Source organism: Aurantimonas sp. HBX-1 (genome assembly GCF_021391535.1).
Taxonomy (GTDB): domain Bacteria; phylum Pseudomonadota; class Alphaproteobacteria; order Rhizobiales; family Rhizobiaceae; genus Aurantimonas.
This window is the reverse complement of record NZ_CP090066.1, coordinates 3,885,636-3,909,954: the sequence shown is the minus strand read 5'-3', so window position 1 is coordinate 3,909,954 and position 24,319 is coordinate 3,885,636. Positions and strand designations below refer to the sequence as shown.

Annotated in this window: 26 protein-coding genes; 15 read left to right on the top strand and 11 right to left on the bottom strand. The window is 69.3% G+C overall.

All coding sequences use genetic code 11. The features are described 5' to 3' along the window. Positions 1-92: 92 nt before the first annotated feature. From LXB15_RS18555 to LXB15_RS18545, 3 genes are read right to left on the bottom strand one after another with little or no spacing between them, the layout of a single operon-like run. Positions 93-554 (bottom strand): HPr kinase/phosphorylase, encoded by a 462-nt coding sequence (locus LXB15_RS18555; protein WP_233949844.1) that lies wholly within the window; start codon positions 552-554, stop codon positions 93-95. Beyond that, a complete protein-coding gene (locus tag LXB15_RS18550) occupies positions 551-2,371 on the bottom strand; it encodes a stimulus-sensing domain-containing protein (RefSeq protein ID WP_370640132.1) in 1,821 nt (606 codons plus the stop codon). The genes LXB15_RS18555 and LXB15_RS18550 overlap by 4 nt, the downstream gene beginning before the upstream one ends. Positions 2,372-2,390: 19 nt before the next feature. Beyond that, the gene (locus LXB15_RS18545) at positions 2,391-3,095 is read right to left on the bottom strand and encodes a response regulator transcription factor (RefSeq protein WP_233949843.1); all 705 of its coding nucleotides are present in this window, start codon (positions 3,093-3,095) and stop codon (positions 2,391-2,393) included. A gap of 506 nt (positions 3,096-3,601) precedes the next feature. Here LXB15_RS18545 and LXB15_RS18540 point away from each other — a divergent pair. The 6 genes from LXB15_RS18540 (at position 3,602) to LXB15_RS18515 (ending at position 8,192) form a co-directional block, all read left to right on the top strand. Next, positions 3,602-5,218: a phosphoenolpyruvate carboxykinase gene (locus LXB15_RS18540; RefSeq protein ID WP_233949842.1), complete on the top strand. Its 1,617-nt coding sequence runs from the start codon at positions 3,602-3,604 to the stop codon at positions 5,216-5,218. Positions 5,219-5,369: 151 nt separating this feature from the next. Beyond that, a complete protein-coding gene (gene arfB / locus LXB15_RS18535) occupies positions 5,370-5,807 on the top strand; it encodes an alternative ribosome rescue aminoacyl-tRNA hydrolase ArfB (protein ID WP_233949841.1) in 438 nt (145 codons plus the stop codon). 168 nt (positions 5,808-5,975) lie between these two features. Further along, entirely contained in the window at positions 5,976-6,548 is a 573-nt protein-coding gene (locus LXB15_RS18530; protein ID WP_233949840.1) for a fasciclin domain-containing protein, read from the top strand. Between the two features lie 218 nt (positions 6,549-6,766). Then, on the top strand, positions 6,767-7,273 hold the full coding sequence (gene msrB, locus LXB15_RS18525) for a peptide-methionine (R)-S-oxide reductase MsrB (RefSeq protein ID WP_233949839.1): 507 nt from the start codon (positions 6,767-6,769) through the stop codon (positions 7,271-7,273). Positions 7,274-7,469: 196 nt separating this feature from the next. After that, on the top strand, positions 7,470-7,904 hold the full coding sequence (locus LXB15_RS18520) for an Hsp20 family protein (protein WP_233949838.1): 435 nt from the start codon (positions 7,470-7,472) through the stop codon (positions 7,902-7,904). 36 nt (positions 7,905-7,940) lie between these two features. Beyond that, positions 7,941-8,192: a DUF1150 domain-containing protein gene (locus tag LXB15_RS18515; RefSeq protein WP_233949837.1), complete on the top strand. Its 252-nt coding sequence runs from the start codon at positions 7,941-7,943 to the stop codon at positions 8,190-8,192. Positions 8,193-8,278: 86 nt separating this feature from the next. On the opposite strand, the gene ptsN is transcribed toward LXB15_RS18515, so the two are convergent. From ptsN to lptC, 6 genes are all read right to left on the bottom strand, one after another. Further along, positions 8,279-8,743, bottom strand: a complete 465-nt coding sequence (ptsN, locus tag LXB15_RS18510) for a PTS IIA-like nitrogen regulatory protein PtsN (RefSeq protein WP_233949836.1) — start codon at positions 8,741-8,743, stop codon at positions 8,279-8,281. 59 nt (positions 8,744-8,802) lie between these two features. After that, positions 8,803-9,390 (bottom strand): ribosome hibernation-promoting factor, HPF/YfiA family, encoded by a 588-nt coding sequence (hpf, locus tag LXB15_RS18505; protein ID WP_233949835.1) that lies wholly within the window; start codon positions 9,388-9,390, stop codon positions 8,803-8,805. A 235-nt stretch (positions 9,391-9,625) separates the two neighbouring features. Then, complete coding sequence (gene rpoN, locus LXB15_RS18500; RefSeq protein WP_233949834.1) at positions 9,626-11,101, bottom strand: RNA polymerase factor sigma-54; 1,476 nt, start codon at positions 11,099-11,101, stop codon at positions 9,626-9,628. A gap of 167 nt (positions 11,102-11,268) precedes the next feature. Further along, positions 11,269-12,105, bottom strand: coding sequence for an LPS export ABC transporter ATP-binding protein (lptB, locus tag LXB15_RS18495; RefSeq protein ID WP_233949833.1), 837 nt, complete (start codon positions 12,103-12,105; stop codon positions 11,269-11,271). Positions 12,106-12,115: 10 nt separating this feature from the next. Then, positions 12,116-12,721, bottom strand: coding sequence for an LptA/OstA family protein (locus tag LXB15_RS18490; RefSeq protein WP_233949832.1), 606 nt, complete (start codon positions 12,719-12,721; stop codon positions 12,116-12,118). Between the two features lie 4 nt (positions 12,722-12,725). Next, positions 12,726-13,427: an LPS export ABC transporter periplasmic protein LptC gene (gene lptC / locus LXB15_RS18485; protein WP_233953243.1), complete on the bottom strand. Its 702-nt coding sequence runs from the start codon at positions 13,425-13,427 to the stop codon at positions 12,726-12,728. Between the two features lie 230 nt (positions 13,428-13,657). Here lptC and sppA point away from each other — a divergent pair, with 230 nt between their 5' ends. From sppA to LXB15_RS18470, 3 genes are all read left to right on the top strand, one after another. Continuing rightward, a complete protein-coding gene (gene sppA, locus LXB15_RS18480) occupies positions 13,658-14,638 on the top strand; it encodes a signal peptide peptidase SppA (RefSeq protein WP_233949831.1) in 981 nt (326 codons plus the stop codon). Between the two features lie 107 nt (positions 14,639-14,745). Beyond that, positions 14,746-15,027, top strand: coding sequence for an integration host factor subunit beta (locus LXB15_RS18475; protein ID WP_233949830.1), 282 nt, complete (start codon positions 14,746-14,748; stop codon positions 15,025-15,027). Between the two features lie 139 nt (positions 15,028-15,166). After that, complete coding sequence (locus tag LXB15_RS18470) at positions 15,167-15,535, top strand: lipopolysaccharide assembly protein LapA domain-containing protein (protein ID WP_233949829.1); 369 nt, start codon at positions 15,167-15,169, stop codon at positions 15,533-15,535. 42 nt (positions 15,536-15,577) lie between these two features. On the opposite strand, the gene LXB15_RS18465 is transcribed toward LXB15_RS18470, so the two are convergent. Next, a complete protein-coding gene (locus LXB15_RS18465; RefSeq protein ID WP_233949828.1) occupies positions 15,578-16,042 on the bottom strand; it encodes a CoxG family protein in 465 nt (154 codons plus the stop codon). A 126-nt stretch (positions 16,043-16,168) separates the two neighbouring features. On the opposite strand from LXB15_RS18465, the gene LXB15_RS18460 reads away from it, so the two are divergent. The 5 genes from LXB15_RS18460 (at position 16,169) to LXB15_RS18440 (ending at position 20,754) form a co-directional block, all read left to right on the top strand. Beyond that, positions 16,169-17,284, top strand: a complete 1,116-nt coding sequence (locus LXB15_RS18460; protein WP_370640131.1) for a class I SAM-dependent methyltransferase — start codon at positions 16,169-16,171, stop codon at positions 17,282-17,284. Then, entirely contained in the window at positions 17,277-18,143 is an 867-nt protein-coding gene (locus LXB15_RS18455; protein ID WP_233949826.1) for an RNA methyltransferase, read from the top strand. Before LXB15_RS18460 ends, LXB15_RS18455 begins: the two co-directional genes overlap by 8 nt. After that, complete coding sequence (gene lspA / locus LXB15_RS18450) at positions 18,140-18,652, top strand: signal peptidase II (protein ID WP_233949825.1); 513 nt, start codon at positions 18,140-18,142, stop codon at positions 18,650-18,652. The genes LXB15_RS18455 and lspA overlap by 4 nt, the downstream gene beginning before the upstream one ends. 67 nt (positions 18,653-18,719) lie before the next feature. Then, positions 18,720-19,712, top strand: a complete 993-nt coding sequence (locus tag LXB15_RS18445; protein ID WP_233949824.1) for an MDR family oxidoreductase — start codon at positions 18,720-18,722, stop codon at positions 19,710-19,712. A 190-nt stretch (positions 19,713-19,902) separates the two neighbouring features. Next, positions 19,903-20,754, top strand: a complete 852-nt coding sequence (locus LXB15_RS18440; RefSeq protein ID WP_370640245.1) for a GNAT family N-acetyltransferase — start codon at positions 19,903-19,905, stop codon at positions 20,752-20,754. 31 nt (positions 20,755-20,785) lie between these two features. Here LXB15_RS18440 and LXB15_RS18435 read toward each other — a convergent pair whose 3' ends face one another. After that, complete coding sequence (locus LXB15_RS18435; RefSeq protein ID WP_233949823.1) at positions 20,786-21,061, bottom strand: DUF1236 domain-containing protein; 276 nt, start codon at positions 21,059-21,061, stop codon at positions 20,786-20,788. 357 nt (positions 21,062-21,418) lie between these two features. Here LXB15_RS18435 and mutS point away from each other — a divergent pair, with 357 nt between their 5' ends. Continuing rightward, positions 21,419-24,097, top strand: coding sequence for a DNA mismatch repair protein MutS (mutS, locus tag LXB15_RS18430; RefSeq protein ID WP_233949822.1), 2,679 nt, complete (start codon positions 21,419-21,421; stop codon positions 24,095-24,097). The last annotated feature ends 222 nt before the right edge of the window (positions 24,098-24,319 follow it).

Below are 24,319 nucleotides of genomic sequence, written 5' to 3'. Positions count from 1 at the left end.
CGGCGGTTCGGTATATGGGCGCGCATCCTCACCATCTGGCAGGCGATACGCAAGCTAAATGATCAGCCCGAAGCTGCTGCTTTCGTGGCATTTCAGCCGGCCGCCCGCGCATCGGCGAGGGCCAGCGAGACCAGCACGTCGGCGCCGAAGGCGGCGGAGCGCGCCGGCAGCCGTACCAGGCGGACCGGAATGCCGAGGATGCTGACCGAGGCGTCCGCCTCCTCCGGCATCCGGTCGATGGCGTCCGGCGCGCAGAGATCGACCACCAGCGCCAGCGGCGCGGAACCGGCCTCCCGTTCCGGCACGATGCCGACGCCGGAAATCTCGATCAGACCCCGCAGCGCCGCGGGAGCCGACATGACCAGACCGTGCGGCCCGGCCTCGATCTCCACCCGGTCGTCGGCGACGAGGGCGCTGTCCAGTCCCAGCGAGGCGGCCCGCCGCAGGGTCGAGAGGCAGAGCGCGGACTTGCCGCTGCGCGCCGGACCGCGGACCAGGATTCCCGTGCCGCCGATCAGCACCGCCGAGCCGTGGACGTTCGAGGCGCGGCTCATTCGGCTGGCAGCGAGACGATGAAGCGCGCCCCCGCGACGCCGTTTGGCGCCGCCGGATCGAGGATGTTCTCGGCGCGGATCGTGCCGCCATGCGCCTCGACGATCTGCCGGCTGATCGACAGGCCGAGACCGGAGTTCTGCCCGAACGCCTCGCCGGACGGGCGGTCGGTGTAGAAGCGCTCGAAGATCCGGTCGATGAACTCGGCCTGGATGCCCGGCCCGTTGTCTTCCACCGTCACGATCACCCGCTGGCCGCGCCGCCGCAGCAGGACCCTGATCCGGCCGTTCTCCGTCGGCACGAAGGACCGCGCGTTCTCGATGAGATTGGTAAACACCTGGCTCAGTCTCAGGTCGTGACCGGTGACGTTGTAGCCGCCCTTGACCGAGGTCGGGAGCGGCTGCGGCTCGAAGCTGATCGAGACGTTCCGCCCGTCGCGGCCGTGGCCGCGGGCCCCGTCGACCACCGAACGCAGCAGGCCGGCGAGGTCGACCTTGGCGGCGATCTGCCGGGCCAGCTCGGCGTCGAGCCGCGAGGCGTCGGCGATGTCGGTGATCAGCCGGTCGAGGCGTCGCACGTCGTGCTGGATGATCTCCAGCAGGCGTTCGCGCGAGGCCTCGTTACGGGCGAGCGGCAGCGTCTCGACGGCGCTGCGCAATGAGGTCAGCGGATTCTTCAGCTCGTGCGAGACGTCGGCGGCAAAGGATTCGATCGCGTCCATGCGCGCATAGAGGGCGTTGGTCATGCCCCGCAGCGCCGTCGCGAGATTGCCGACCTCGTCGGCCCGGTCGCCGAAATCGGGAATCGCCGTGCGTTCGTTGACGCCGCGCCGGACGCGGATGGCGGCGGCCGACAGCCGGCGCAGCGGCGTCGCGATGGTCGAGGCGAGCAGCGTCGACAGGACGATGACGACCACGGCCGCGACGGCGAAGACGCGCACGATCGCCATGCGCTCGGCCTGGACGATCTTGTCGATGTCGCCGCCCTGGGTGGACAGCAGCAGCACGCCGAGCACCGCCCGGAAACGCTGGATCGGCACCGCCACCGAGACGATCAGCTCGCCGCCCTCGGTGGCGCGCACGACGCTGGCCGGCCCGCCGGTGAGGGCGTTCATCACCTCCGGATAGGCGGTGCCCGAGCCGCCGGGCGTCTCGCGATACACCGGCAGGTCGCTGCGCTGGAACAGCCGGCGCACGAACGACACCGTCTCCTCGATGAAGGTCGGCTCCTCGTCGGCGACCGGCGGCAGGTCGTAGCGCAGGATCTGGCCGCGCGAGTAGAGATGCCGGGAATCGAGGATCAGGTTGGCGTCGCGGTCGTAGAGCCGGGCGCGGGTGCGGGTCGGCGAGATCAGCCGCCGCAGGAGCGGTGCCACCCGCTCGGGATTGATCGGGAATTCCAGGCTTTCCGCCGTGTCGGAAGTCGGCGCCAGCGTGTCGCCGGCCTGCAGCTCGAGCAGCCGTTCGGGGTCGAGGGTGATGGAATTGGTCTCGACCGTCGCCGAGGAGGCGATGGCGCTGGCGATGATCTCGCCCTGGGTGAGCAGGCTTTCAACCCGCGCGTCGATCAGCCCGGCGCGGAACTGGTTCAGGTAGAGAATGCCCGAGACGAGGACGATCAGCGCGACGAGGTTGAGGAAGACGATGCGCCGCGTCAGCGACGAGAAGATCGTGTGGCCTAGCGCCCAGCGCATCCGGTAGAGCACGCGGCGGATGAACGGCAGGCGGCGCAGGCGCTTGCGCATGGCGAGGTCACGCGGCGGCCGCCGCACGCCCGCACGCCTGCCCTGTTCCTCGTCGGAGCCGGAGATCGATACCATCGGTGGCCTTCGCGCGGCCTCAGGTTTCCCGGAAGCGATAGCCGACGCCGTAGAGCGTCTCGATCATGTCGAAGTCGTCGTCGATCACCTTGAACTTCTTGCGCAGCCGCTTGATGTGGCTGTCGATGGTGCGGTCGTCGACATAGACCTGCTCGTCATAGGCGGCGTCCATCAGGGCGTCGCGGCTCTTCACCACGCCGGGGCGCTGCGCGAGGGAATGCAGGATCAGGAACTCGGTCACCGTCAGGGTCACCGGGCGGCCCATCCAGGTGCAGGTGTGGCGCTCCTGGTCCATCACCAGCTGGCCGCGCTCGAGGGAGGATTCCGGCGTGGCGCTGGGGCTCTTGCCGGCGTTGTCGCGCGGCTGGCCGCGGCGCAGGATCGCCCGCACCCGCTCGACCAGCAGCCGCTGCGAGAACGGCTTCCTGATATAGTCGTCGGCGCCCATCTTGAGCCCGAACAACTCGTCGATCTCCTCGTCCTTTGAGGTCAGGAAGATCACCGGGATGTCGGATTTCTGCCGCAGCCGGCGCAGCAGTTCCATCCCGTCCATGCGCGGCATCTTGATGTCGAAGATCGCCAGCTGCGGCGGCCGCGACTGCAGGCCCTCCAGGGCGGAGGCGCCGTCCGTGTAGGTCTCGACGCGATAGCCCTCGCTTTCGAGCGCGATCGATACCGAGGTGAGGATGTTCCTGTCGTCGTCGACAAGAGCGATCGTTGGCATTGCGGTCTTCTCCAGTTTCCACCCTCCCGGCGGCATCAACCCGTCAGCAGGGCAGGCCGGCGCCTGTCTCGGCGGCGCCTGCCGTCCGTCGGTTCCGAAAGGCCGCGACCGGCAGCCCCTCCGGAACGGGGCGAGTCGCGTCATCAATCTGCGCTAAATGTGGCGGGAAGCGAAGATTACAAAGACGTAACGTCAGATTTACGCCGAAACCGCAGGATTCCCGGTGGGTTTCGGCCGGTCCCGCCAGTCATGGCTGCGGATAGCGTCCCTCTCATATGGGTACGGAAGCGCGATCTCGCGAACAAAGTTCCCGGCAAGAATTTTCTCAAGGTCAGGGCGCGCGGCGCCAGCATCGAAACGATTGAATCGGCACATGACAGTGCTAAATCGATTAAGTCACTGTCAGCGTTAAGGAAAACAGCCGCAACAGCTTGCTGAACGGGCCCCTCCGCAGTATCTAGCTGCAAGCAGTCGCCGCGGGCGAGGGCACGCGGATCTATGGGGAGATGACGGTGGACGAGATCGGGACGCGCAATCCGCACAGCGGGATCGAGACGACCGGCCTGGAGGGCGTGTCCTCCCTGCGGTGGAACCTGCCGTCGGCCGAGCTGGTCGAGACCGCGATCCGTCGCGGCGAAGGCCGCCTGACCGCCCATGGCGCGCTGGTCGTCACCACCGGCCGGCACACCGGCCGCTCGCCCAAGGACAAGTACGTCGTGCGCGACGAGGCCACCGACGAGGTGGTCTGGTGGGACAACAACAAGCCGATGGAGCCGGCCGCCTTCGAGCAGCTCTATGCCGACTTCAAGGAACATGCGCGCGGCCGCGACCTATTCGTGCAGGACCTGATCGGCGGCGCCGACGCGCAGAACGCCATCCGCGTGCGGGTCGTCACCGAATATGCCTGGCACGCCCTGTTCATCCGCAACCTGCTCATCCGGCCGACGGTCGAGCAGCTGGCGGATTTCGTGCCGGACATGACGATCATCGACCTCGCCTCGTTCAAGGCCGATCCCGAGCGCCATGCCTGCCGCTCCGAGACCGTCATCGGCTGCGATCTCTCCCGCAACATCGTGCTGATCGGCGGCACGACCTATGGCGGCGAGATGAAGAAGTCGGTCTTCACCGCGCTGAACTACCAGCTGCCGGGGCGCGGCGTCATGCCGATGCACTGCTCGGCCAATGTCGGGCCCGAGGGCGACGTCGCGATCTTCTTCGGCCTCTCCGGCACCGGCAAGACGACGCTGTCGGCCGATCCCGCCCGGACGCTGATCGGCGACGACGAGCACGGCTGGGGCGAGGACGGCATCTTCAACTTCGAAGGTGGCTGCTACGCCAAGACGATCAACCTCTCGGCGAAGGCCGAGCCGGAGATCTCCGCGACCACGCGCCGCTTCGGCACGGTGCTCGAGAACGTTGTCCTCGACCGCGACCTGGTGCCGGACTTCACCGACTCCTCGCTGACCGAGAACACCCGCGCCGCCTATCCGCTCGACTTCATCCCCAACGCCAGCGAGACCGGGCGCGCCGGCCATCCGAAGAACATCATCATGCTGACGGCGGACGCTTTCGGCGTGATGCCGCCGATCGCCCGGCTGACGCCGGCCGAGGCGATGTACCACTTCCTGTCCGGCTACACCGCCAAGGTGGCCGGCACCGAAAAGGGCGTGACCGAGCCGGAGGCGACCTTCTCCACCTGCTTCGGCGCGCCGTTCATGCCGCGCCACCCGTCCGAATACGGCAACTTGCTGCGCGACCTCATCGCCCGCCACCAGGTTGACTGCTGGCTGGTCAACACCGGCTGGACCGGCGGCGCCTACGGCACCGGCCAGCGCATGCCGATCGGCGTCACCCGGGCGCTGCTGGGCGCGGTGCTCGACGGCAGCCTGAAGAACGCCGAGTTCCGCACCGACGCGAATTTCGGCTTCCAGGTGCCGGTGGCGGTCGCAGGCGTCGACTCCGCCATCCTCGATCCGCGCTCCACCTGGGCGGACAAGGCCGCCTACGACGCGCAGGCCCGAAAGCTGGTCGAGATGTTCAGCCGCAATTTCGAGAAGTTCGAGCCGCATGTCGACCGCGACGTGATGGACGCGGCGCCGCATCTGCCGCTCGCCGCGGAATAGCCGCGGCCATCCGCTCGGCCCCCGCAGAGGGGCCGGCCCCTGACGACGCGTCGCCGCCTGTGCCGGCGGCGCGCTCCCCCTTACGGCGATTCTCGGCTATCTCCGTTGGGCGGCGGCCCGTGCCGCGCACGAGGAGGATGAGCGTCCCGCCATGGCAGCCGCCAACGATCTTCAGGTCACCAGCCGGGTGATCATCCCCGAGGCCGATCTCGAGGAGCAGTTCATCCGTGCCGGCGGCCCGGGCGGCCAGAACGTCAACAAGGTCTCGACGGCGGTGCAGCTGCGCTTCCAGGCGTCGCGCTGCGAGGCGGTGCCGCCCGACGCGCGGCGGCGGCTGCTCAAGCTGGCCGGGCGCCGGGCCACCAAGGACGGCGACATCCTGATCGAGGCGTCCCGCTTCCGCAGCCAGGACCGCAACCGCGAGGATGCGCGCGAGCGCCTCGCCGAACTGGTCCGCGAGGCGCTGAAGCCGCCGCCGCCGCCGCGCCGCAAGACCAAGCCCACCCGCGGCTCCGTCGAGCGCCGGCTGAAGGCCAAGAAGGGCCGCGGCGACATCAAGCGCAACCGCGGGCCGGTGGGCGGCGACTGAGCGGCACTCCCTGCCGGGCAGCGGTGTCGGTTCCCCACGGCGCATCACGTTTCGCCAAACTTGTTGTGATGGAAGGCGGCGAAGCCGGTTGGCGTCCGCTCCCGTAGCTGCGCCGACTTCCCCACGGAAGCAGCGGTCCCCGGACCGTCAACACAGGGAGAAACCACCATGCTGAAGAATCTCATCCGCAGCACCGCCTTCGTTTCGCTGATCGCCGTCGGCGCCGCCGGCTTCGGCCCCGCCGCATTCGCGCAGGACATGCCGATGGTCGGCGGCGTCGCCATGGACCCGTCCAAGACCATCGTCGAGAACGCCTCGGCAGCCCCCAACCTGACGACGCTCGTCGCCGCCGTGAAGGCCGCCGGCCTTGCGGAGACGCTCAGCGGCGAGGGCCCGTTCACGGTCTTCGCGCCGACCAACGCGGCCTTCGAGAAGCTTCCCGCCGGCACCGTCGAGGAACTGCTGAAGCCGGAGAACAAGGCGCAGCTGACCAAGATCCTGACCTACCACGTGGTCCCGGCGGCAGCGACGTCCGAGGCGGCGATGAAGATGATCGAGGACGATGGCGGCGAGCACCCGGCGCCGACCGTTGCCGGCGAGAACATCACTTTGTCGATGGATGGCGACAACATCATCGTCACCGACGCGCAGGGCAACAAGGCGACGGTCGAGCAGGCCGACGTGATGCAGTCGAACGGCGTCGTCCACGTCATCGACACCGTGCTGATGCCGGCGAGCTGACCCGCGGTCCGGCCGCGCGCATCCGCGCCGGCCGGACGGCCCGGGCTCCGCGACGCACCGACGGCGCGGGGCCCGGCTTCTCTTCCGGACCCGGCGCCGCAACGGGCGCCGAACACAATGCGGTGCGCGCCGGCCGGGCCCCCTTGCAGGATCCGCCGGCAATCCCGACCATCTCGCCCAGTGGGCGAGAGCCTGACAACCGAGCAAGGAGATCGAGCATGCTGAGGCGCAATGTTCTGTTGACCGGAGCCGCCGCCGCGGTGGCCGCGATCGGTGGCGGGCTGTTCAGCGGCAGCCGCGCCGCGAGCGAAACGGAATTCCCCGTTTCCTTCACGCCCGACGAATGGCGCCAGCGCCTGACGCCGGAGCAGTTCGCCGTGCTGCGCGAGGAGGCGACCGAACGGCCGTTCTCGAGCCCCCTCAACGACAACAAGAAGAGTGGCCTCTATGCCTGCGCCGGCTGCGACACGCCGGTCTATTCGTCAAAGACGAAGTTCGATTCCGGCACCGGCTGGCCAAGCTTCTGGGCGCCGCTGTCGGAAGAGGCGGTGGCGACGCGCACCGACTACCGGCTGATCCTGCCGCGCACCGAGGTCCACTGCGCGACCTGCGGCGGCCATTTCGGCCATATCTTCGACGACGGGCCGGCACCGACCGGCAAGCGCCACTGCCTCAACGGCGTCGCGCTGGCGTTCAAGCCGGGTCCGGCCGACACGGCATCCTGACCCGCGGCGCGCGGTCGGGCGGACACCCGCCGGAACCGTTCAGGATTCCGCAACGGATCCGCGCGACGATTGGCAGCGAGGACGGCAACGGATTGAAGCGAAGGGATCGGGACGCCATATGAGCCGGGTAGAGGAAGGCGGTGCCGCTGACGGGCCGCTTTTCCCACAAGTCGCTTGTCAAAGGACTTTGTACGCCATGAGCCGTATGACGCCGTTCTCCAGCCCGTTGCTGCTCGGCTTCGACAGTGTCGAGAAGACGCTCGAACGCATCGCCAAGGCCGGTGACGGCTATCCCCCCTACAACATCGAGCGCGTTCGCGCCTCGGTGTCGTCCGAAGCCCCGCAGGATCTAATCCGCATCACGCTCGCCGTGGCCGGGTTCCGCCCGGAGGATCTCGAGGTCACCACCGAAGAGAACCAGCTGCTGATCCGCGGCCGCCAGAGCGACGACGCCGAGCGGGAATTCCTGCACCGCGGCATCGCGGCGCGGCAGTTCCAGAAGTGCTTCCTGCTGGCGGAGGGCATGCGGATCATCGGCGCGCAGTTGAAGAACGGGCTGCTGCTCATCGACCTCGCCAAGCCCGAACCGGAGCGGATCGTCCGGAAGATCGAGATCGCGGTCGACGACTGACCGGCTCTCGCGTTGGCCTTGAAAGGAAACGTTATGATGATCGACCACAACATTGCTATCAGCGAGGCCGACCTCGCGGCGATCGGCGAGGGTGACCTGGCCTATCTGCGCCAGATGTCCTCCGACGACATCCGGGCCCGCTTCCCCTCGGCCCAGGCCATCCGGCCGGGCCTGCGGCTCTGGGCGCTGTTCTCAGCCGACGGCACGCCGCTCGCGGTCTCCGACGACCGCGGCACCATTCTCGCCAGCGCCGACGAGAACGAGCTGCAGACGGTGAGCATCCACTGATCACGGCGCGACAGCGCAACCAAACGAAGCGGGCGGCCCTCAGGGCGCGCCCGCTTTTGTTTATCCGGATTGGTGGCGAGGACCCCTCAGGCGGCGTTCTTGGCCGAGGCGCTGGTCATCAGCGCGTAGATGGCGCCGGCATCGCGCGAGGCGCGAATCTGCGCGACCGTCTCGGCATTGCGCAGCAGCCGGGCGACCTTGGACAGCGCCTTCAGGTGATCGGCGCCGGAGCCTTCCGGCGCCAGCAGCAGGAAGACGAGGTCGACCGGCTGGTCGTCGAGCGCGTCGAATTCCACCGGCCGGCTGAGGCGGGCGAAGACCCCGACGATGTGGTCGAGGCCTTCCAGCTTGCCGTGCGGGATGGCGATGCCGTTGCCGACGCCGGTTGAGCCGAGCTTCTCACGCTGCAGGATGGTCTCGAAGATCTCGCGCTCCGGACGGCCGGTCAGCTCCGCGGCCTTCTCGGCCAGTTCCTGCAGGACCTGCTTCTTGGAGTTGGCCCTCAGGCCCGGCAGGATCGCGGCCGGTTCGATGAGCGTCTCGAAATCCATCGCTGAACTGCCTCTTGCTGCGGAGCGCGTCACCCTGGCCGACCAAGCTTGTGTGGCGCTCAAGCGTCGCCGGCCTTGGCGTAGGACGACGGGTCCACCCAGCCGTAATTGCCGTCGGGCCGGCGGAAGACGATGTTGAGGTCGCCCGATTTGGCGTTGCGGAACAGCACAACGGGCCCGTCCTGGCGGTCGAGTTCCATCACCGCGCCCGCCACCGAGAGCGTGCCGACCTTCAGCGTCGTCTCGGCGATGATCGCCGGCGAGTAGTCCTCCGGGACCTCGTCCTCCGGCTCGTCGGGAATGGCGGCCATGACCGAGTACGCCATGTCCCGCTGCTGCCCGTTGGCGTGCAGATGGTGGTCCTTCAGGCGCCGCTTGTAGCGACGCAGGCGCTTTTCGATGCGCTCGGCCGCGTCGGCGAAACAGGCTTCCGGATCGTGCGCCTGGCCGGCGGCCTGGAACACCACCCCGGTGTCGAGATGCACGGTGCAATCGGTGGAGAAGCGCGGGCCGTCCTTGGTGACCACCACGGTGCTGGAGAAATTGCCGTCGAAATACTTGTCGACGGCATCGCCCAGCCGCTGCTCGATCCGCGCGCGGAACGCCTCGCCGACGTCCATGTGCTTGCCCGAAACCCGAATACTCATGAGTGAACTCCCTTGCGGTGACCCAGCACCGGTTCTGCCCGTTCTACGAGGAACGTTTGGCGGCATGCTTCGATGCCGTTCCAGCGGTGTTTTTCGTATCGGCGTGTGGTCGCGGCGGCAGGCTCGAACCCAATGGAGAAGTGGCGCCTTCTATGAACCTTGGCCAGCAGTGTCAACGCGCGGCCTCCCTCCGGTCGGGCCGGCCGCCACGTTGCGAAGCCGCCGCGACCATGCGTCAGGATGCCAGCCGGCGCGCGTTCATCTCGCGCCGGCGCTGAATGGACGAGGGTATTCCGAGCGCCTCGCGATATTTCGCCACGGTGCGCCGGGCGAGGTCGATCCCCTCGTCCCGCAGCACCGCCGCGATGTCGTCGTCCGACATGACCTTGCCCTGGCTCTCGGCGTCGATCAGCAGCTTGATCCGGTGCTTGACGCTCTCGGCCGAGTGCGCGTCTCCGCCATTCGCCGAGGCGATCGCCACGGTGAAGAAGAAGCGCATGTCGAACGTGCCGCGCGGGGTGGCGATGAACTTGCTGGCGGTGACGCGGCTGACCGTCGATTCGTGCATGCCGATCGCCTCGGCCACCGACATCAGCGTCATCGGCCGCAGGCCGCCGATGCCGCGGGTCAGGAAGCCGTCCTGGCGCCGGACGATCTCGCTCGCCACCTTGACGATCGTCTTCGCCCGCTGGTCGAGCGAACGGATCAGCCAGTTCGCCGACTGATGGCACTCGCCGATGAAACTGCGGTCCTCGTCGGACAGCCGACCGCGGCGCACGATCTTCAGGTAGTCGTTGTCGACGAGGACGCGTGGCAGCGCTTCGGGATTCAGCTCCACCTGCCAGCCGCCCTCGGCCGCCGCCGTCACCAGCACGTCCGGAACGATGGCCTCGGGGCCGTGATGGTCGAAGGCGTGGCCGGGCTTCGGATCCAGCCCACGGATCTCGGAGAGGATCTCCATCAGCCCCGCCTCGTCCTCGCCGGTGAGCCGACGCAGCTGCGCGAAATCGCGGCGCGCCAGGAGGTCGAGATGCGCGAGCACGGTGCGCATGACCGGGTCGAACCGGTCCTTGCGCTGCAGCTGGATGGCGAGGCACTCGGCGAGGTCGCGGGCGAACAGCCCGGCGGGCGTCGCCTCGCGCTGCAGCCGCGCCAGCACCGCCTCCACCGTATCGGCGTCGACGCCGAGCTCGGCTGCGACGATGTCGGTCGCCCGCCACAGATAGCCGTTCTCGTCGAGATGCTCGACCAGGGCTTCGCCAAGCTTGCGCTCGATGCCGGGCGCCAGCGCGTCGGCAACCTCGCCGAGCGCATGGGCATGCAGCGAGGGCCGGCGCTCGGCGAGGTCGTCGATGCTGAAGTCGCCCTCCGCCGCGAGGATCCGTCCCTCGCCGCGGCCCGAGGCGGCCGGTCGGCCCGGCGTGCCGGTGTCGTCCTCGCGGCCGGTGAAACCGCTCTCATAGGCGGCGCCGTCGCTTTCCGCCCCGGTCACCTGACGCTCGCCCCTGTCTTCGGCGGGCGGCGGCGGCGCGGGCTCGGTAATGGCCGCCGCCGGCTCGTGCGACAGCAGCGGATTGCGCTCGATCTCGGCCTCGACGAAATTCTGCAGTTCCAGGTGGCTGTACTGCAGGAGACGGATCGACTGCAGCAGCTGGGGTGTCATCACCAGCGACTGGGTCTGCCGCATCTGCAGTCGGGCGGATAGAGCCATGAACCCCGATCAACTTGTCCGGAACCGGTGGGCGCCGCCTTCGGCGGGCCACAGCGGCCGGGCACCCCCGCTTGCTCCGCACGATGCGGGCGACGGCGCCGTCCCCGCATCAAAGCGGGTGTCGAACTTCCTTGTCAATCGGAACCGCGCGCTGTCACCTCGGGACGTCAGAAGCTGAACTGGTCGCCGAGATAAAATCGCCGCACGTCGACATTGTCGACGATCTGCTGCGGGCTGCCGTGGGTGAGCACGGCGCCAGCATGCATGATGTAGGCCCGGTCGATGAGGCCGAGCGTCTCGCGCACGTTGTGGTCGGTGATCAGCACGCCGATGCCGCGCTTGGTCAGGTGCCGGACCAGGCCCTGGATGTCCGAGACGGCGATCGGGTCGACGCCGGCAAAGGGCTCGTCGAGCAGCATGAAGGTCGGCTTGGTCGCCAGGGCGCGGGCGATCTCGCAGCGCCGCCGCTCGCCGCCCGAGAGCGACGTCGAGGCCTGCTTGCGCAGATGCTCGATGTTGAACTCCTGCAGCAGGCTGGTCAACTCGCGCTCGCGCTTGGCCTTGTCCTTCTCGACCACCTCGAGCACCGCGCGGATGTTGTCCTCGACCGACAGGCCCCGGAAGATCGAGGCTTCCTGCGGCAGGTAGCCGATGCCGAGCCGGGCCCGGCGATACATCGGGATCTCGGTGATGTCGTGCCCGTCGAGCAGGATATGGCCCTTGTCGACCGGCACCAGCCCGGTGATCATGTAGAAGCAGGTGGTCTTGCCGGCGCCGTTCGGGCCGAGCAGGCCGACCGCCTCGCCGCGCCGCACCGCGATCCCGACATCGTCGACCACCCGGCGCCCGCGATAGGTCTTGGTCAGGTTGGCGGCGACGAGGGTTCCCTCGGCATTGGCGAAGCGCGGCCCGGCCTTGTTGCCGGTGGCGGCGGAGGGCCTTTCGGCCCGCCGCTTCTCCGCCACCTCGGCGCCGGCGCGCGCGGCCGTCTGTGCGATCGTCACGTGGCCGGCCTCAGTTCGTCGCAGGGGCGCTGGACTGGCTGTCGGGGCTCAGCATCAGCCGCACCCGGCCGTCGCCGGCTCCGCCGCAGGCGCTCTCGAGACGGGCGAGCCCGGTGTCCATCTGGATCGTCAGCTTGCAGCCCTCGGCGATGTTCTCGCCCTGGCTGAGCACGACATTGCCGGTCATCACCACCAGCTGGCTGGTCATGTCGAACGACGCCTGCTCGGCGGTCGCCACCTGGTCGAGCGACTTGACGTAGACCTTCTCGGTCGCCTCCAGCCGGTCGATCTGGTTCGAGCCGCCGGGAAGCGCGCCGCCGCCTGTCGGCGCGGCCTCGCCCTCCTCGGGCTTCTTGTAGTGCACGACGAGCTTGCCGCTGCGCAGCTCGGTGTCGCCCTGCGCGACCGCGACATTGCCGGTGAAGGTCGCGATCGCCTGGGCGTCGTCGACGTCGAGCTGGTTCGACTCGATCGAGATCGGCTGGTCGCCATCGAGCTGCAGCCCGTTGAAATTGCTGCCGAGGCCTTCCTGCGCGAAGGCGCCGGTTGCGCCGGCGGCAGCGAGGAAGACGGCGGCGGCAAAGGGCGCCGCGCGGCGAAGGACGAAGGCATGCATGGGTCTACTCGCTCTTGAAGGCTTGTTTCTCGTCCGGCCCTGGCTGCGATGGCGCAATCACCATCTTCACCCGGCCGCCGAAGGAAAGGACTTTGCCACCCTCGGACACGTTGAGGGAACTGGATCGGATGGTCTGGTTCGGCGTGTCGATCTCGACCGGGCCGCCGCCCTGCATCGTGCCGGCAGCGAGATCGATGTCGGCCGTCGCCAGCTTGATGGCGATGCCGTTGCTCGTCTGGACCTCGATTCCATCGGTGAGACGCAGCTTGTTGGCCTCTCTATCATAATACCCTGCGGCGGCGGTGATGTCGGCCGTGGTGTCGTCGCCGACGGCGAGCTTCGCGGTGACCTTCTCCAGGTCGACGCCGCCACCGCCCGTCAGGGACTGAATCGCTCGCTCGGCGCGCATCTCGTAGGGCCGCTCCTGGCTGTCGACGCCCGACATGCGCGGATCCTGCATGACCACGCGCCCGTTCTCGATCGAGGTGCCGGTCACCGAGATGTCTCCCGGCAGGCTGCGCGCCAGCCAGGTGGTGGCGACGCCGGCGACGACGATGGCCGCCGCCGTCACGGGCAGCGCGATCTTCAGGCGCCGGACCATGCGCGAGTGGCGCCGCGCCCGCGCGAACTCGCGCTCGCTGCGGCCGGGCGCCGGGCGCGCGGTCGGGGCGACCGGGGTCGCGGGAGGCGCCTGCGTTTTGTTCATCTGCACCGTGATCAAGCTTCCCCCGATGCGTCGCCTGCGTCCCCTTTCAGAAGGGGACAGCGGGCGGCGGCAGACCGTGAGCGGACGCGTTCCACACCAATATGGGGTTTTTGCGTCATCGCCCACCCGCCGCGATACATTCCTAACCATAGGGAATGAACGTTTCGTGAGCCTTCACAGGCTTCGCGGTTCAAGCTAACGCTCGCGCAGTCAAACGCGAGGAGGCCATGATGGCCGGAACCACCGAGGATCTCATCGATCGCCGCCGATTGCGCGGCAAGCTGCGCTTCTGGCGGGTGGCGGCCGTGGCCGTCGTGGCGCTCGCCGTTCTCGCCGTCCCGATCTTCGGCTGGAAGGGCACGATCCTGCCGCGCGAGCAGATCGCGCGGGTCGCGATCGAGGGCATGATCCTAGAGGATCGCAAGCTCCTCGACCTCCTGGAGCGGCTGAAGGACGAGGACGCCGTCAAGGCGGTGGTGCTGCGCATCGACTCGCCCGGCGGCACCACGGTCGGCGGCGAATCGATCTACGAGGCGGTGCGCGCCATCGCGGCGGTGAAGCCGGTGGCGGCCGAGGTCGGCACGCTGGCGGCTTCCGCCGGCTACATGATCGCCGCCGGCGCCGACCACATCGTCGCACGCCGGACCTCGATCGTCGGGTCGATCGGGGTGATCTTCCAGTATGTTGACGCGTCGTCGCTGCTGAACACGATCGGCGTCGAGGTCAACGCCATCAAGTCGGCGCCGCTGAAGGCCGAGCCGTCGCCCTTCGCGCCGGCGAGCGAGGAGGCCAAGCAGATGATCGGCCGGCTGGTCATGGACACCTATGACTGGTTCGTGGCGCTGGTCGCCGAGCGCCGCGGGCTCAGCCAGGCCGACACGCTGGTGCTGGCGGACGGCTCGGTGTTCAGCGGCCATCAGGGCCTGGAAAGCGGCCTGGTGGACGCGCTGGGCGGCGAGGACGAGGTGCGGGCATGGCTGGAAGCCGAGCGCGGCGTGCCGGCCGGGCTCGAATTCGTCGACCGCGAGCCGGAGGAGGAGGACGAGGGCTTCTTCTCGATCTTCACCGCCGCCCGTTCCGGCGTCTTCGCGGCGCTGGGCCTCGATCCGAGCGCGGCGTCGCTGGAGGATGCGCTGCTGCGCCGGGCCGGTCACCTTGACGGGCTGGTGTCGCTCTGGCAGCCTTCACGAACACGTGTGACGTTGCAATAAGTGATGGAAATGGCCCGGGTTTCGCTCCGCCGTGAATGGCGGATGCGGCCACGCGGCCGATGTGGCGTCCGGGACGGCGCGACAGGTCTCGGGAAGGGGAACTCGTCTTGATCAAGTCGGAACTCGTGCAGGCGATCGCCAGCCGCAACCCGCATCTCTACCAGCGCGACGTCGAGACCATCGTCAACGCTATCTTCGACGAGATCACCGCCGCGCTCTGCGAATCCAACCGCGTCGAGCTGCGCGGCTTCGGAGCGTTCTCCGTCAAGAACCGGCCGCCCCGCTCCGGCCGCAATCCGCGCACCGGCGAGGCCGTCGAGGTGGAGGAGAAGTGGGTGCCGTTCTTCAAGGCCGGCAAGGAACTGCGCGAGCGCCTCAACGGCCGCTAGGGCTGCCTAACCGGCCAGCGGTCACGCGGGGCGTTGACGGGCCGGGCGTGGCGCCCATGTTTGTTTTCCAGCGCAGGGCAGCCGATGCTGCCGGAACAGAGCCCGGATCCGGTGACGGGACGGGCACGAGGCGGAGCCCATGATCTCGAGAATTCTCACCCTCGTCCTTCTCGTGCCGCTGGCGATCCTGCTGGTGGTGTTCTGCGTCGCCAACCGCCAGTCGATCCCGGTGTCGCTCGATCCGCTCGGCACCATGCCGCAATTGGCCTTCGAGGCGCCGCTGTTCATCCTGCTGATGGGCGCCGTCATCCTCGGCGTCGTGCTCGGGGGGCTCGGCACCTGGTTCACCCAGGCGCATTACCGCCGCAAGTCGTGGAAGCGCAAATACGAGGTCGAGCGGCTGCGCCGCGAGGCCGACGAAAGCCGCGCCCGGCTTCGCCAGATCGAGGAAGAGCGGGCCCGCACCGCCTCCGGCTCGACGGCGCTGGTCTCCTCCCGGGCCGCCTGAACGCCGCCGCCCAGGGCCGCGGCGCAGGCTTTTCTCGCCCGCTCAGGCGGTCGCCGCCTCCGGCTGCGCTCCGGAGACCTTCTCGGCGAAGCAGTCGAAGAACTGGCTGGCCAGCTTCTTGGCGGTGGAATCGATCATCCGCCCGCCCAGCTGGGCGATCTTGCCGCCGACCTGCGCGTCGACGTCGTAGGTGAGGATGGTCTCGGCGCCGTCTTCCTGCAGCCGCACGTTGGCGCCGCCCTTGGCGAAGCCGGCGATGCCGCCCTTGCCCTCGCCGACGATGGAATAGCTCTCCGGCGCGTTGATGTTCTCCAGCCGGACCTCGCCGGAGAATTTCGCCTTCACCGGCCCGATCTTCATCGTCACCGTCGCCGCCATCATGTTGTCGCCGGTCATCTCCAGGCTCTCGCATCCGGGGATGCAGCTTCGCAGAACGTCCGGGTCGTTGAGCGCCGCCCAGACCGTTTCCCGGGGTGCGGGCAGCCGGTATTCGCCTTTGAGATCCATGGAAAAGCCTCCCTTGCATCGACGCGCGTTGCGTCGCTCGTTCGTTGTCCGAACTAGGATCACGTTTCTGCCGGCTTTGCCAAGCATGCCGGAACCGCTAATGACCTGATCCCAGACATCGAAAGCATGGAGTTTGCCTTGGCGCGTGCGCGGCGGCCCGGCCATCATACGGATTCGAGCCCGAAGGGACCGGCATCGCGCGGCCCCGCACCCCGGCGGCCGGAGGCATCCGCGTCGCGGGAGGGCGAGGATGCGCCCCGCGCCGGCCATGGCATCGGCGAGCCCCGCGTGCGCGGCCTCGACCTGCCGCGCCCGGTGGGGCCGCGCCCGGTGCCGCGCGAGCCGGTGATCCTCACCGTCGAGCCCTCGGCCGAGTATGCGCTGCTGGATTCCGGCGCCGGCGAGAAGCTCGAGCGCTACGGGCCGCTCACCGTGCGCCGGCCGGAGAACCAGGCGATCTGGCAGAAGCGCCTGCCGGATGCCGCCTGGGACGCCGCGGACGCAATCTTTACCGGCGACACCGACGAGGAAGGCACCGGGCGCTGGCGCTTCCCGCAAGGCACGCTCGGCGAGACCTGGCCGTTGGTGCAGGACGGCGTCGACTATCTCGGCCGCTTCACCTCCTATCGCCATGTCGGGGTGTTTCCCGAGCAGGCCGTGCACTGGCGCTCCACCGAGGCGGCGATCGCCGCGGCGCTGGCGGCCGGGCAGGGCCCGGTGCGCATGCTCAATCTCTTCGGCTATACCGGCGTCGCCTCGCTGATCGGCGCCCGCGCCGGCGCCGAGGTGACCCATGTCGACGCCTCCAAGAAGGCCATCGCCTGGGCGCGCGAGAACCAGGAGGTCGCGGGCCTGGAGTCGAGCCCGATCCGCTGGATCTGCGAGGACGCGGTCCGCTATGCCGAGCGCGAGGTCAAGCGTGGCAGCCGCTACGACATCATCCTCTTAGATCCGCCGCGTTTCGGCCGCGGCCCCAAGGGCGAGGTCTGGCAGCTCTTCGAGGACCTGCCCTATCTGCTGTCGCTGACCCGGGCGCTGCTGTCGGACCGGCCGCTGCTCGTCATCCTCACCGCCTATTCGATCCGCGCCTCCTTCTACGCCCTGTCGGCGCTGACCGGCGAGGCCTTCCGCGGTCTCGGCGGCACCGCCGAATCGGGCGAGCTCGTCATTCGCGAGGCCGGCGACGAACCGCGCCTCCTTTCCACTTCCCTCTTCTGCCGCTGGACCCCCGATCATGTCTGACAAGCCCCCCACGGACGGCCGGACCCGGCTGCCGCCCACCAGCGCACCCGGCCGGGTCAAGGAGGTCTCCAGCGTCTCCAACCCGATCGTCAAGGACATCCGGTCGCTGGCGCAGAAGCGCCATCGCGAGGAGACCGGGCTGTTTCTCGCCGAGGGGCTGAAGCTCGTCGTCGACGCGCTCGACGCCGGCTGGCAGATCCAGACGCTGGTCATCGCCAAGTCCGCCGCCGGCCACGAATTGCTGGAGCGCACCGCCGCCCGCACCGTGGCGCTTGGCGCCGACGTGCTGGAGGCCAACAACAAGGTGCTGGAGGCGATCACCCGGCGCGACAACCCGCAGAGCGCCGTCGGCGTGTTCAAGCGCCGGGTGACGCCGCTCGCCCGTCTCGAGGCCGGCAAGGGCGACGTCATCGTCGCGCTCGACCGGGTGCGCGATCCCGGCAATCTCGGGACCGTGCTCCGGACCGCCGACGCCGTCGGCGCCAAGGGCGTGATCGTCGTCGGTGACAGCGTCGACCCGTTCTCGCTGGAGACCGTGCGCGCCACCATGGGCTCGATCTTCTCGGTGCCGCTGGCGCGGGTGAGCGAGGCGGAGTTCCTGGAATGGCGCGGCCGCTTCCGCGGCCTCGTCGTCGGCACCCACATGGAGGGCACAGTCGACTACCGCAGCCCGAAATACGACGCCCAGCCGACCCTGCTGGTGATGGGCAACGAGCAGGCCGGGCTCACCGAGGCGCTGGCCAAGGCCTGCGACGTGCTGGTGCGCATCCCCCAGTCCGGCCGCGCCGACAGCCTCAACCTCGCCATCGCCACCGGGGTGATGCTGTTCGAGGCACGGCGCGGGAGCCTCAGCCTGTGACTCGCCGGCTGCTCGTCTCCGGACTCCTGATCGTCCTCGTCTCGGTCCTCGCCGACCAGGCAATCAAGGCGCTGGTCGTCGCCACCATGGGCCTCGGCGAGGCGATCGAGATCCTGCCCTTCCTGGCGCTCTACCATGCCCGCAACACCGGCATCGCCTTCTCGATGTTCTCCGGCCTCAGCGACGTCAGCCTGTCGCTGATCGCCGGCATCGTGCTCGTCGTCGTCCTGTATCTCTGGTTCAAGACCCCGGCCGAACGCCGGCTGACGCATTTCGGTCTCGCCATCATCGTCGGCGGCGCCATCGGCAACCTCATCGACCGCGTCAGCCTCGGCTATGTCGTCGACTACATCTATTTCCACACGCCGGTCTGGGACTTCGCGGTGTTCAACCTCGCCGATGCCCTGATCAGCGTCGGCGCGGTGATCATCCTCGTCGACGAGTTCTTCCTGGCGCCGAGGGACGCGCGGCGCGCCCGCCGGGCCGATGGCGCCGCCTCCGGCGATTGACATCGGCCGCCGCCGCCCTTCGTGTCGGGGGCAAGGCCGGCCTATCGCCGGCACGCGGGAGGGCGGAATGAGCGACACGTTCAAGGCGATACTGGTTTCTCGCGATGAGGCGAAGCAGCAATCCGTCGCAGTCGTCGAGATGACGCCGGACCAGCTGATGGACGGCGACGTCGACATCGCCGTCGAGGCGACCACGGTCAACTACAAGGACGGGCTGGCGATCACCGGCAAGGCGCCGGTGGTGCGGCGCTGGCCGCTGATCCCCGGCATCGACCTCGCCGGCACCGTCATCACGTCGTCGCATCCCGACTGGAAGCCCGGCGACCGCGTCGTCCTCAACGGCTGGGGCGTCGGCGAGACCCATCACGGCGCCTATGCCGGGCGGGCCCGGGTCAGCGGCGACTGGCTGGTACCGCTGCCGGAACGCTTCACGGCGATGGACGCCATGGCCATCGGCACCGCCGGCTATACCGCGATGCTCAGCGTCCTGGCGCTCGAGCGCGCCGGCATGACGCCCGAGCGGGGACCGGTCGTCGTCACCGGGGCGGCGGGCGGCGTCGGCTCCATCGCGGTGGCGCTGCTGGCCGGGCTCGGCTGGCACGTCATCGCCTCGACCGGCCGGACCGGCGAGGCCGACTGGCTGCGCGACCTCGGCGCCGCCGAGATCATCGACCGCCAGGAACTGTCCGAGCCCGGCAAGCCGCTCGCCAAGGAACGCTGGGCGGCGGGCGTCGATGCGGTGGGCAGCCACACGCTCGCCAACGTGCTCGCCGCGACCCGCTATGGCGGCGTCGTCGCCTGCTGCGGCCTGGCCCAGGGCATGGACCTGCCGGCGAGCGTCGCGCCCTTCATCCTGCGCGGCGTCTCGCTGCTCGGCATCGATTCGGTGATGGCCCCGAGGCAGCGGCGGCTCGAGGCCTGGAGCCGGCTTGCCCGCGACCTCGACGCCGGCAGGCTGCGCGCCATCACCACCGAGATCGGCTTCGACGCGATCATCGGCGCGGCGCGGGACATCGTCGACGGCAGGATTCGCGGCCGGGTCGTCGTCGACATGCGGTGACGCGGGAACGGTGCATTGTTTGCGGGCAGTGGCTTTGCGATAATGCCGCCGGGCCAGTCATAAAATTTTCGCCGAGCGCCCTTATGGGCTGATGGCACAAGATGGCCCGACGGAGGAAGCGATGGACGCTCAGGTCACGAAGCCGGACTTGGCTCTGAAGCCGACCCCGCTGAATTTCGGCGATGTCGGGATGCGCTTCGTGCCGGCGAAGATGCGCCATCTGGTGCGGCGCTTCGACCCGGCGGCGCCGGTTCTCGGCCGCATCGGCCAGCTCGAGGTTCGGCTCGCCCGCGGCCCGGGCGAGGTCAAGGCGGCGCAGCAGCTGCGCTACCGGGTGTTCTACCAGGAGATGAGCGCGCAGCCGTCGAAGTTCCAGAAGATGACGCGGCGCGACCGCGACGGCTTCGACCGCTACTGCGACCACCTGCTGGTCATCGACCAGTCGCGACCCGGGGCGATCGCCGAGCGCATCGTCGGCACCTACCGGCTGATGCGCGGCGATGCGGCGGCGCTCGCCGGCGGCTTCTACACCGCCCAGGAATTCGACATCGCGCCGATGCTGGCGCGCCACGCCGGCAAGCGGTTCCTCGAACTCGGCCGCTCCTGCGTCCTCAAGGAATACCGCGGCAAGCGCACCGTCGAGCTCTTGTGGCAGGGCATCTGGAGCTACGTGATCGCGCACCGGATCGACGCGATGTTCGGCTGTGCCTCGCTCGCCGGCACCGATCCCGAGGCGCTCGCCGCGCGCCTGGCGTTCCTGCGCGAGCATGCGTCGGCGCCGGAGGAGTGGCATGTCCGGGCGCTGCCCGATCGCGGCACGTTCCTGCCCGGCGCGGTCCAGATCGCCGATCCGCGCCGCGCGCTCGCCGACCTGCCGCCGCTGCTCAAGGGCTACCTGCGGATCGGCGGCTATATCGGCGAAGGCGCGGTGGTCGACCACCAGTTCGGCACCACCGACGTCCTCGTCGTGCTGCCGCGGGAGCGGATCAATCCCCGCTATATCGGCCACTACGGCGCCGATGCCGGGCGTTTCGCCGCCTGACGTCTCGGCTGGCTCGCTCGGCCGGCGGCGCCTACTGCCCGACGCGCACCACGCTGCGGGTCTTCAGATCGACGATCACCGGCTGGCCGTTATAGTAGAAATAGGCCAGCGAGGAATTGGGATCGGGCTGCCGCAGCGCCACCGATTGCGGGACGGAGTCGCCCAGCGACGGTGGCGTCGCGATCTGCGCGTTGTCGGTGGGGTTCGACAGGGCAAACTGCAGGACGTTGACGCTGTCCTGTGCCGGTGCGGTCCCTGCCGTGAGCGCCAGAAAGGCGACGGCGAGTAGAACGGGTCTCGAGATCATGCATCAGTCCTTGTGCGTCCGACGCCAGGGGGCGGGCGCGACGACACCCTTGCCACATCACCGATGAACGGAGCCTGACCAGCCAGAAGATGGCGCTTCGCTAGCCGGGACGCAACCGCCCGGGCGCCGGCGTTGACGCGCCCCCTGGCGGAATTAGCGAGCGATCGCTGCCCCACGACGAAAGGCCTTGCCGGCTTCTGCCGGCGGCCGGCGCCGCCCCCGCCCGCCCCGTCCTCCCCGGGATTGTCGGCCCGTGCCCTTTTCTCGCGAAGGCGGCGAAGCTAAGCCGGGGAAGGCGGGAGACCGGCAGGCGGCAGGGGCGGCCTGTCGCCGGCGAGGGAAGGATCGATCCGGACGATGACGATCGACAGGGACGCGGCCCCGACGCCGATGATGGCGCAATATATCGAGATCAAGGCGGCCAATCCCGATTGCCTGCTGTTCTACCGCATGGGCGACTTCTACGAGCTGTTCTTCGACGATGCCGCCGAAGCCTCGCGCGCCCTCGGCATCGCGCTGACCAAGCGCGGCAAGCACCAGGGCGCCGACATCCCGATGGCCGGCGTGCCGGTGGTCTCGGCCGACGAATATCTGCAGCGCCTGATCGGCCTCGGCCACCGCGTCGCCGTCTGCGAACAGATCGAGGACCCGGCGGAAGCCCGCAAGCGCGGCGCGAAGTCGGTGGTGCGGCGCGACGTCGTGCGGCTGGTGACGCCCGGCACCATCACCGAGGAAGCGCTGCTCGATCCGGGCCGGCCGAACTTCCTGATGGCGCTGGCACGCCTCGGCGGCAGCGGCGACAACGCCGCCTACGCGCTCGCCTGGACCGATCTTTCGACCGGCACGTTCCGCCTCGCCGAATCCGGCCGCGCGCAGCTCGAGGCCGACATCGCAGCGATCGAGCCCTCCGAGATCGTCGTCGCCGAACCGGTGTTCCACGACGCGGCGCTGCAGCCGCTGTTCCGGCGCTACGGGCGGCGGATCCAGCCGGAGCCGCAGGCGCTGTTCGACGGCACCACCGCCGAGGAGCGGGTCTGCCGCTTCTTCGGCGTGGCGACGCTGGAGGGCTTCGGCGGCTTCGGCCGCGCCGAACTCTCTGCGGCGGCTGCGCTGATCGCCTATCTCGGCAAGACCCAGATGGCGGCCCGTCCCGGCCTGCAGCGGCCGGAGCGTATCGTCGCCGGCTCGCTGATGCAGATCGACCCGGCGACCCGCGCCTCGCTGGAACTCACCCGCACGATTTCCGGCAAGCGGCAGGGCAGCCTGCTGTCGGCCATCGACCGCACCCGCACCGGGGCCGGGGCGCGGCTCCTTGCCGGCCGGCTCGCGGCGCCGCTCACCGACCCCGCGGCGATCCGCGAGCGGCACGCCTCGGTCGGTTGGTTCGTCGATGCCGCGTCGCTGCGCCAGCGCCTGCGCGAGGCGCTGGCCGGCCTGCCGGACATCGAGCGGGCGCTGTCGCGGCTGTCGCTCGGACGTGGCGGGCCGCGCGATCTCGCCGCCATCCGCGACGGGCTGGACGCGGCCATGGCGGTCGGCGCGCTGCTCGGCGACGAACTGCCGCCGGAGCTGGCGGCGCACCGCCAGGCCCTCGCCGCGCTGCCCGGGGCGCTGCGGGACGAATTGTCGCAGATGCTGGCCGACCAGGTGCCGCTGCAGCGGCGCGACGGCGGCTTCGTGCGCGAGGGGGCGCTGCCGGCGCTCGACGAGGCGCGTACGCTGCGCGAGGACGCCCGCCGGGTGGTCGCCGAGCTGCAGGGCCGCTACGCCGCCGAGACCGGCATCCGCAACCTGCGGATCAAGCACAACAACGTCCTCGGCTATTTCATCGAGGTGGGCGACGCGCAGGGCCGCGCGCTGGTCGGGGTCGCAGACTTCGTGCATCGCCAGACCATGGCCTCGGCCATGCGGTTCTCCACCGCCGAGCTCGCCGAGCTGGAAAGCCGCATCGCCGGCGCCGCCGCCGAGGCGCTGCGGCTGGAACTCGAATGCTTCGACCGGCTGGCCGGCCAGGTCGACGCGGCGGCCGATACGCTCCGGCAGGGTGCCGCGGCGCTGGCGGTGATCGACGTCTCGGCCGCCCTTGCAGAACTCGCGGTCGCCGACGACTGGGTGGCGCCGGTGGTCGACGACAGCCTCGCCTTCTTCGTCGAGTGCGGCCGCCATCCGGTCGTCGAGGCCGCGCTGAAGGCCGGCAGCGGCCAGCCCTTCGTCGCCAATGACTGCGACCTGTCGCCGCCGGCCGATGGCGGCGCCGGGGCGATCTGGCTGATCACCGGTCCCAACATGGGCGGCAAGTCGACCTTCCTGCGCCAGAACGCCCTGATCGCGGTGCTGGCGCAGGTCGGCTCCTACGTCCCGGCCACCCGTGCCCATATCGGCGTCGTCGACCGGCTGTTCTCGCGGGTCGGGGCGTCGGACGATCTCGCCGAAGGCCGGTCGACCTTCATGGTGGAGATGGTCGAGACCGCCGCGATCCTCAACCAGGCGGGCGAGCGGGCGCTGGTCATCCTCGACGAGATCGGCCGCGGCACGGCGACCTATGACGGCCTGTCGATCGCCTTTGCCGCCGTCGAGCATCTGCACGAGGTCAATCGCTGCCGGGCGCTGTTCGCGACGCATTTCCACGAGATGACGGCGCTGGCCGCGCGCCTCTCGCGCATGCGCAACGCGACCATGCGGGTGAAGGAGTGGGAGGGCGACGTGGTCTTCCTGCACGAGGTCAAGCCGGGGGTCGCCGACCGCTCCTACGGCATCCAGGTTGCCAAGCTCGCCGGCCTGCCGCCTTCGGTGGTCGAGCGGGCGCGGCACGTGCTGGAGGAGCTGGAGAAGGGCGAGCAGGCGGGGCGGCGGACCGCGCTGGTCGACGACCTGCCGCTGTTCTCCGCGACGATGCGGCGCGCCGAGGCGCCGGCGCCGGTGGCGGCACCCGTCTCGGACGCGCTCGCGCGGCTCGATCCGGACGCGCTGTCGCCGCGCGAGGCCCTCGAGGCACTGTATCAGCTGAAAGCCTTGGCGGGTTCCGCCCCTCGCTGACCTGCCGACGGCGAGAACAACCCTGCGGAACCATCTGGCGGCCGATGCATTGATTTCCCAACGAGGCTCGATCCCCCGCCTTTACTCGGGATTGTATCGTCGTCCTCTGCGATGGAACCAGCCTGTGGTTACATCGGTTCTATCACTGATCATGGTGTTCGCCACCGGTTGCTGGCGAGTGGAGAAATTTCTCTGCCGTCGCACAAGATGAAAGGTTTTATG

Bases quoted from the DNA above. Each gene is read 5' to 3' on its own strand.
- sppA (WP_233949831.1), top strand. From the start codon at position 13,658: ATGGCCGGAACCACCGAGGATCTCATCGATCGCCGCCGATTGCGCGGC.
- msrB (WP_233949839.1), top strand. From the start codon at position 6,767: ATGCTGAGGCGCAATGTTCTGTTGACCGGAGCCGCCGCCGCGGTGGCC.
- arfB (WP_233949841.1), top strand. From the start codon at position 5,370: ATGGCAGCCGCCAACGATCTTCAGGTCACCAGCCGGGTGATCATCCCC.
- LXB15_RS18515 (WP_233949837.1), top strand. From the start codon at position 7,941: ATGATCGACCACAACATTGCTATCAGCGAGGCCGACCTCGCGGCGATC.
- LXB15_RS18445 (WP_233949824.1), top strand. From the start codon at position 18,720: ATGAGCGACACGTTCAAGGCGATACTGGTTTCTCGCGATGAGGCGAAG.
- LXB15_RS18440 (WP_370640245.1), top strand. From the start codon at position 19,903: ATGCGCTTCGTGCCGGCGAAGATGCGCCATCTGGTGCGGCGCTTCGAC.
- LXB15_RS18470 (WP_233949829.1), top strand. From the start codon at position 15,167: ATGATCTCGAGAATTCTCACCCTCGTCCTTCTCGTGCCGCTGGCGATC.
- mutS (WP_233949822.1), top strand. From the start codon at position 21,419: ATGACGATCGACAGGGACGCGGCCCCGACGCCGATGATGGCGCAATAT.
- LXB15_RS18455 (WP_233949826.1), top strand. From the start codon at position 17,277: ATGTCTGACAAGCCCCCCACGGACGGCCGGACCCGGCTGCCGCCCACC.
- LXB15_RS18435 (WP_233949823.1), bottom strand. From the start codon at position 21,061: ATGATCTCGAGACCCGTTCTACTCGCCGTCGCCTTTCTGGCGCTCACG.
- LXB15_RS18465 (WP_233949828.1), bottom strand. From the start codon at position 16,042: ATGGATCTCAAAGGCGAATACCGGCTGCCCGCACCCCGGGAAACGGTC.
- LXB15_RS18520 (WP_233949838.1), top strand. From the start codon at position 7,470: ATGAGCCGTATGACGCCGTTCTCCAGCCCGTTGCTGCTCGGCTTCGAC.
- LXB15_RS18460 (WP_370640131.1), top strand. From the start codon at position 16,169: ATGGAGTTTGCCTTGGCGCGTGCGCGGCGGCCCGGCCATCATACGGAT.
- LXB15_RS18530 (WP_233949840.1), top strand. From the start codon at position 5,976: ATGCTGAAGAATCTCATCCGCAGCACCGCCTTCGTTTCGCTGATCGCC.
- rpoN (WP_233949834.1), bottom strand. From the start codon at position 11,101: ATGGCTCTATCCGCCCGACTGCAGATGCGGCAGACCCAGTCGCTGGTG.
- LXB15_RS18555 (WP_233949844.1), bottom strand. From the start codon at position 554: ATGAGCCGCGCCTCGAACGTCCACGGCTCGGCGGTGCTGATCGGCGGC.
- hpf (WP_233949835.1), bottom strand. From the start codon at position 9,390: ATGAGTATTCGGGTTTCGGGCAAGCACATGGACGTCGGCGAGGCGTTC.
- LXB15_RS18550 (WP_370640132.1), bottom strand. From the start codon at position 2,371: ATGGTATCGATCTCCGGCTCCGACGAGGAACAGGGCAGGCGTGCGGGC.
- lptC (WP_233953243.1), bottom strand. From the start codon at position 13,427: ATGAACAAAACGCAGGCGCCTCCCGCGACCCCGGTCGCCCCGACCGCG.
- LXB15_RS18490 (WP_233949832.1), bottom strand. From the start codon at position 12,721: ATGCATGCCTTCGTCCTTCGCCGCGCGGCGCCCTTTGCCGCCGCCGTC.
- LXB15_RS18540 (WP_233949842.1), top strand. From the start codon at position 3,602: ATGACGGTGGACGAGATCGGGACGCGCAATCCGCACAGCGGGATCGAG.
- ptsN (WP_233949836.1), bottom strand. From the start codon at position 8,743: ATGGATTTCGAGACGCTCATCGAACCGGCCGCGATCCTGCCGGGCCTG.
- LXB15_RS18545 (WP_233949843.1), bottom strand. From the start codon at position 3,095: ATGCCAACGATCGCTCTTGTCGACGACGACAGGAACATCCTCACCTCG.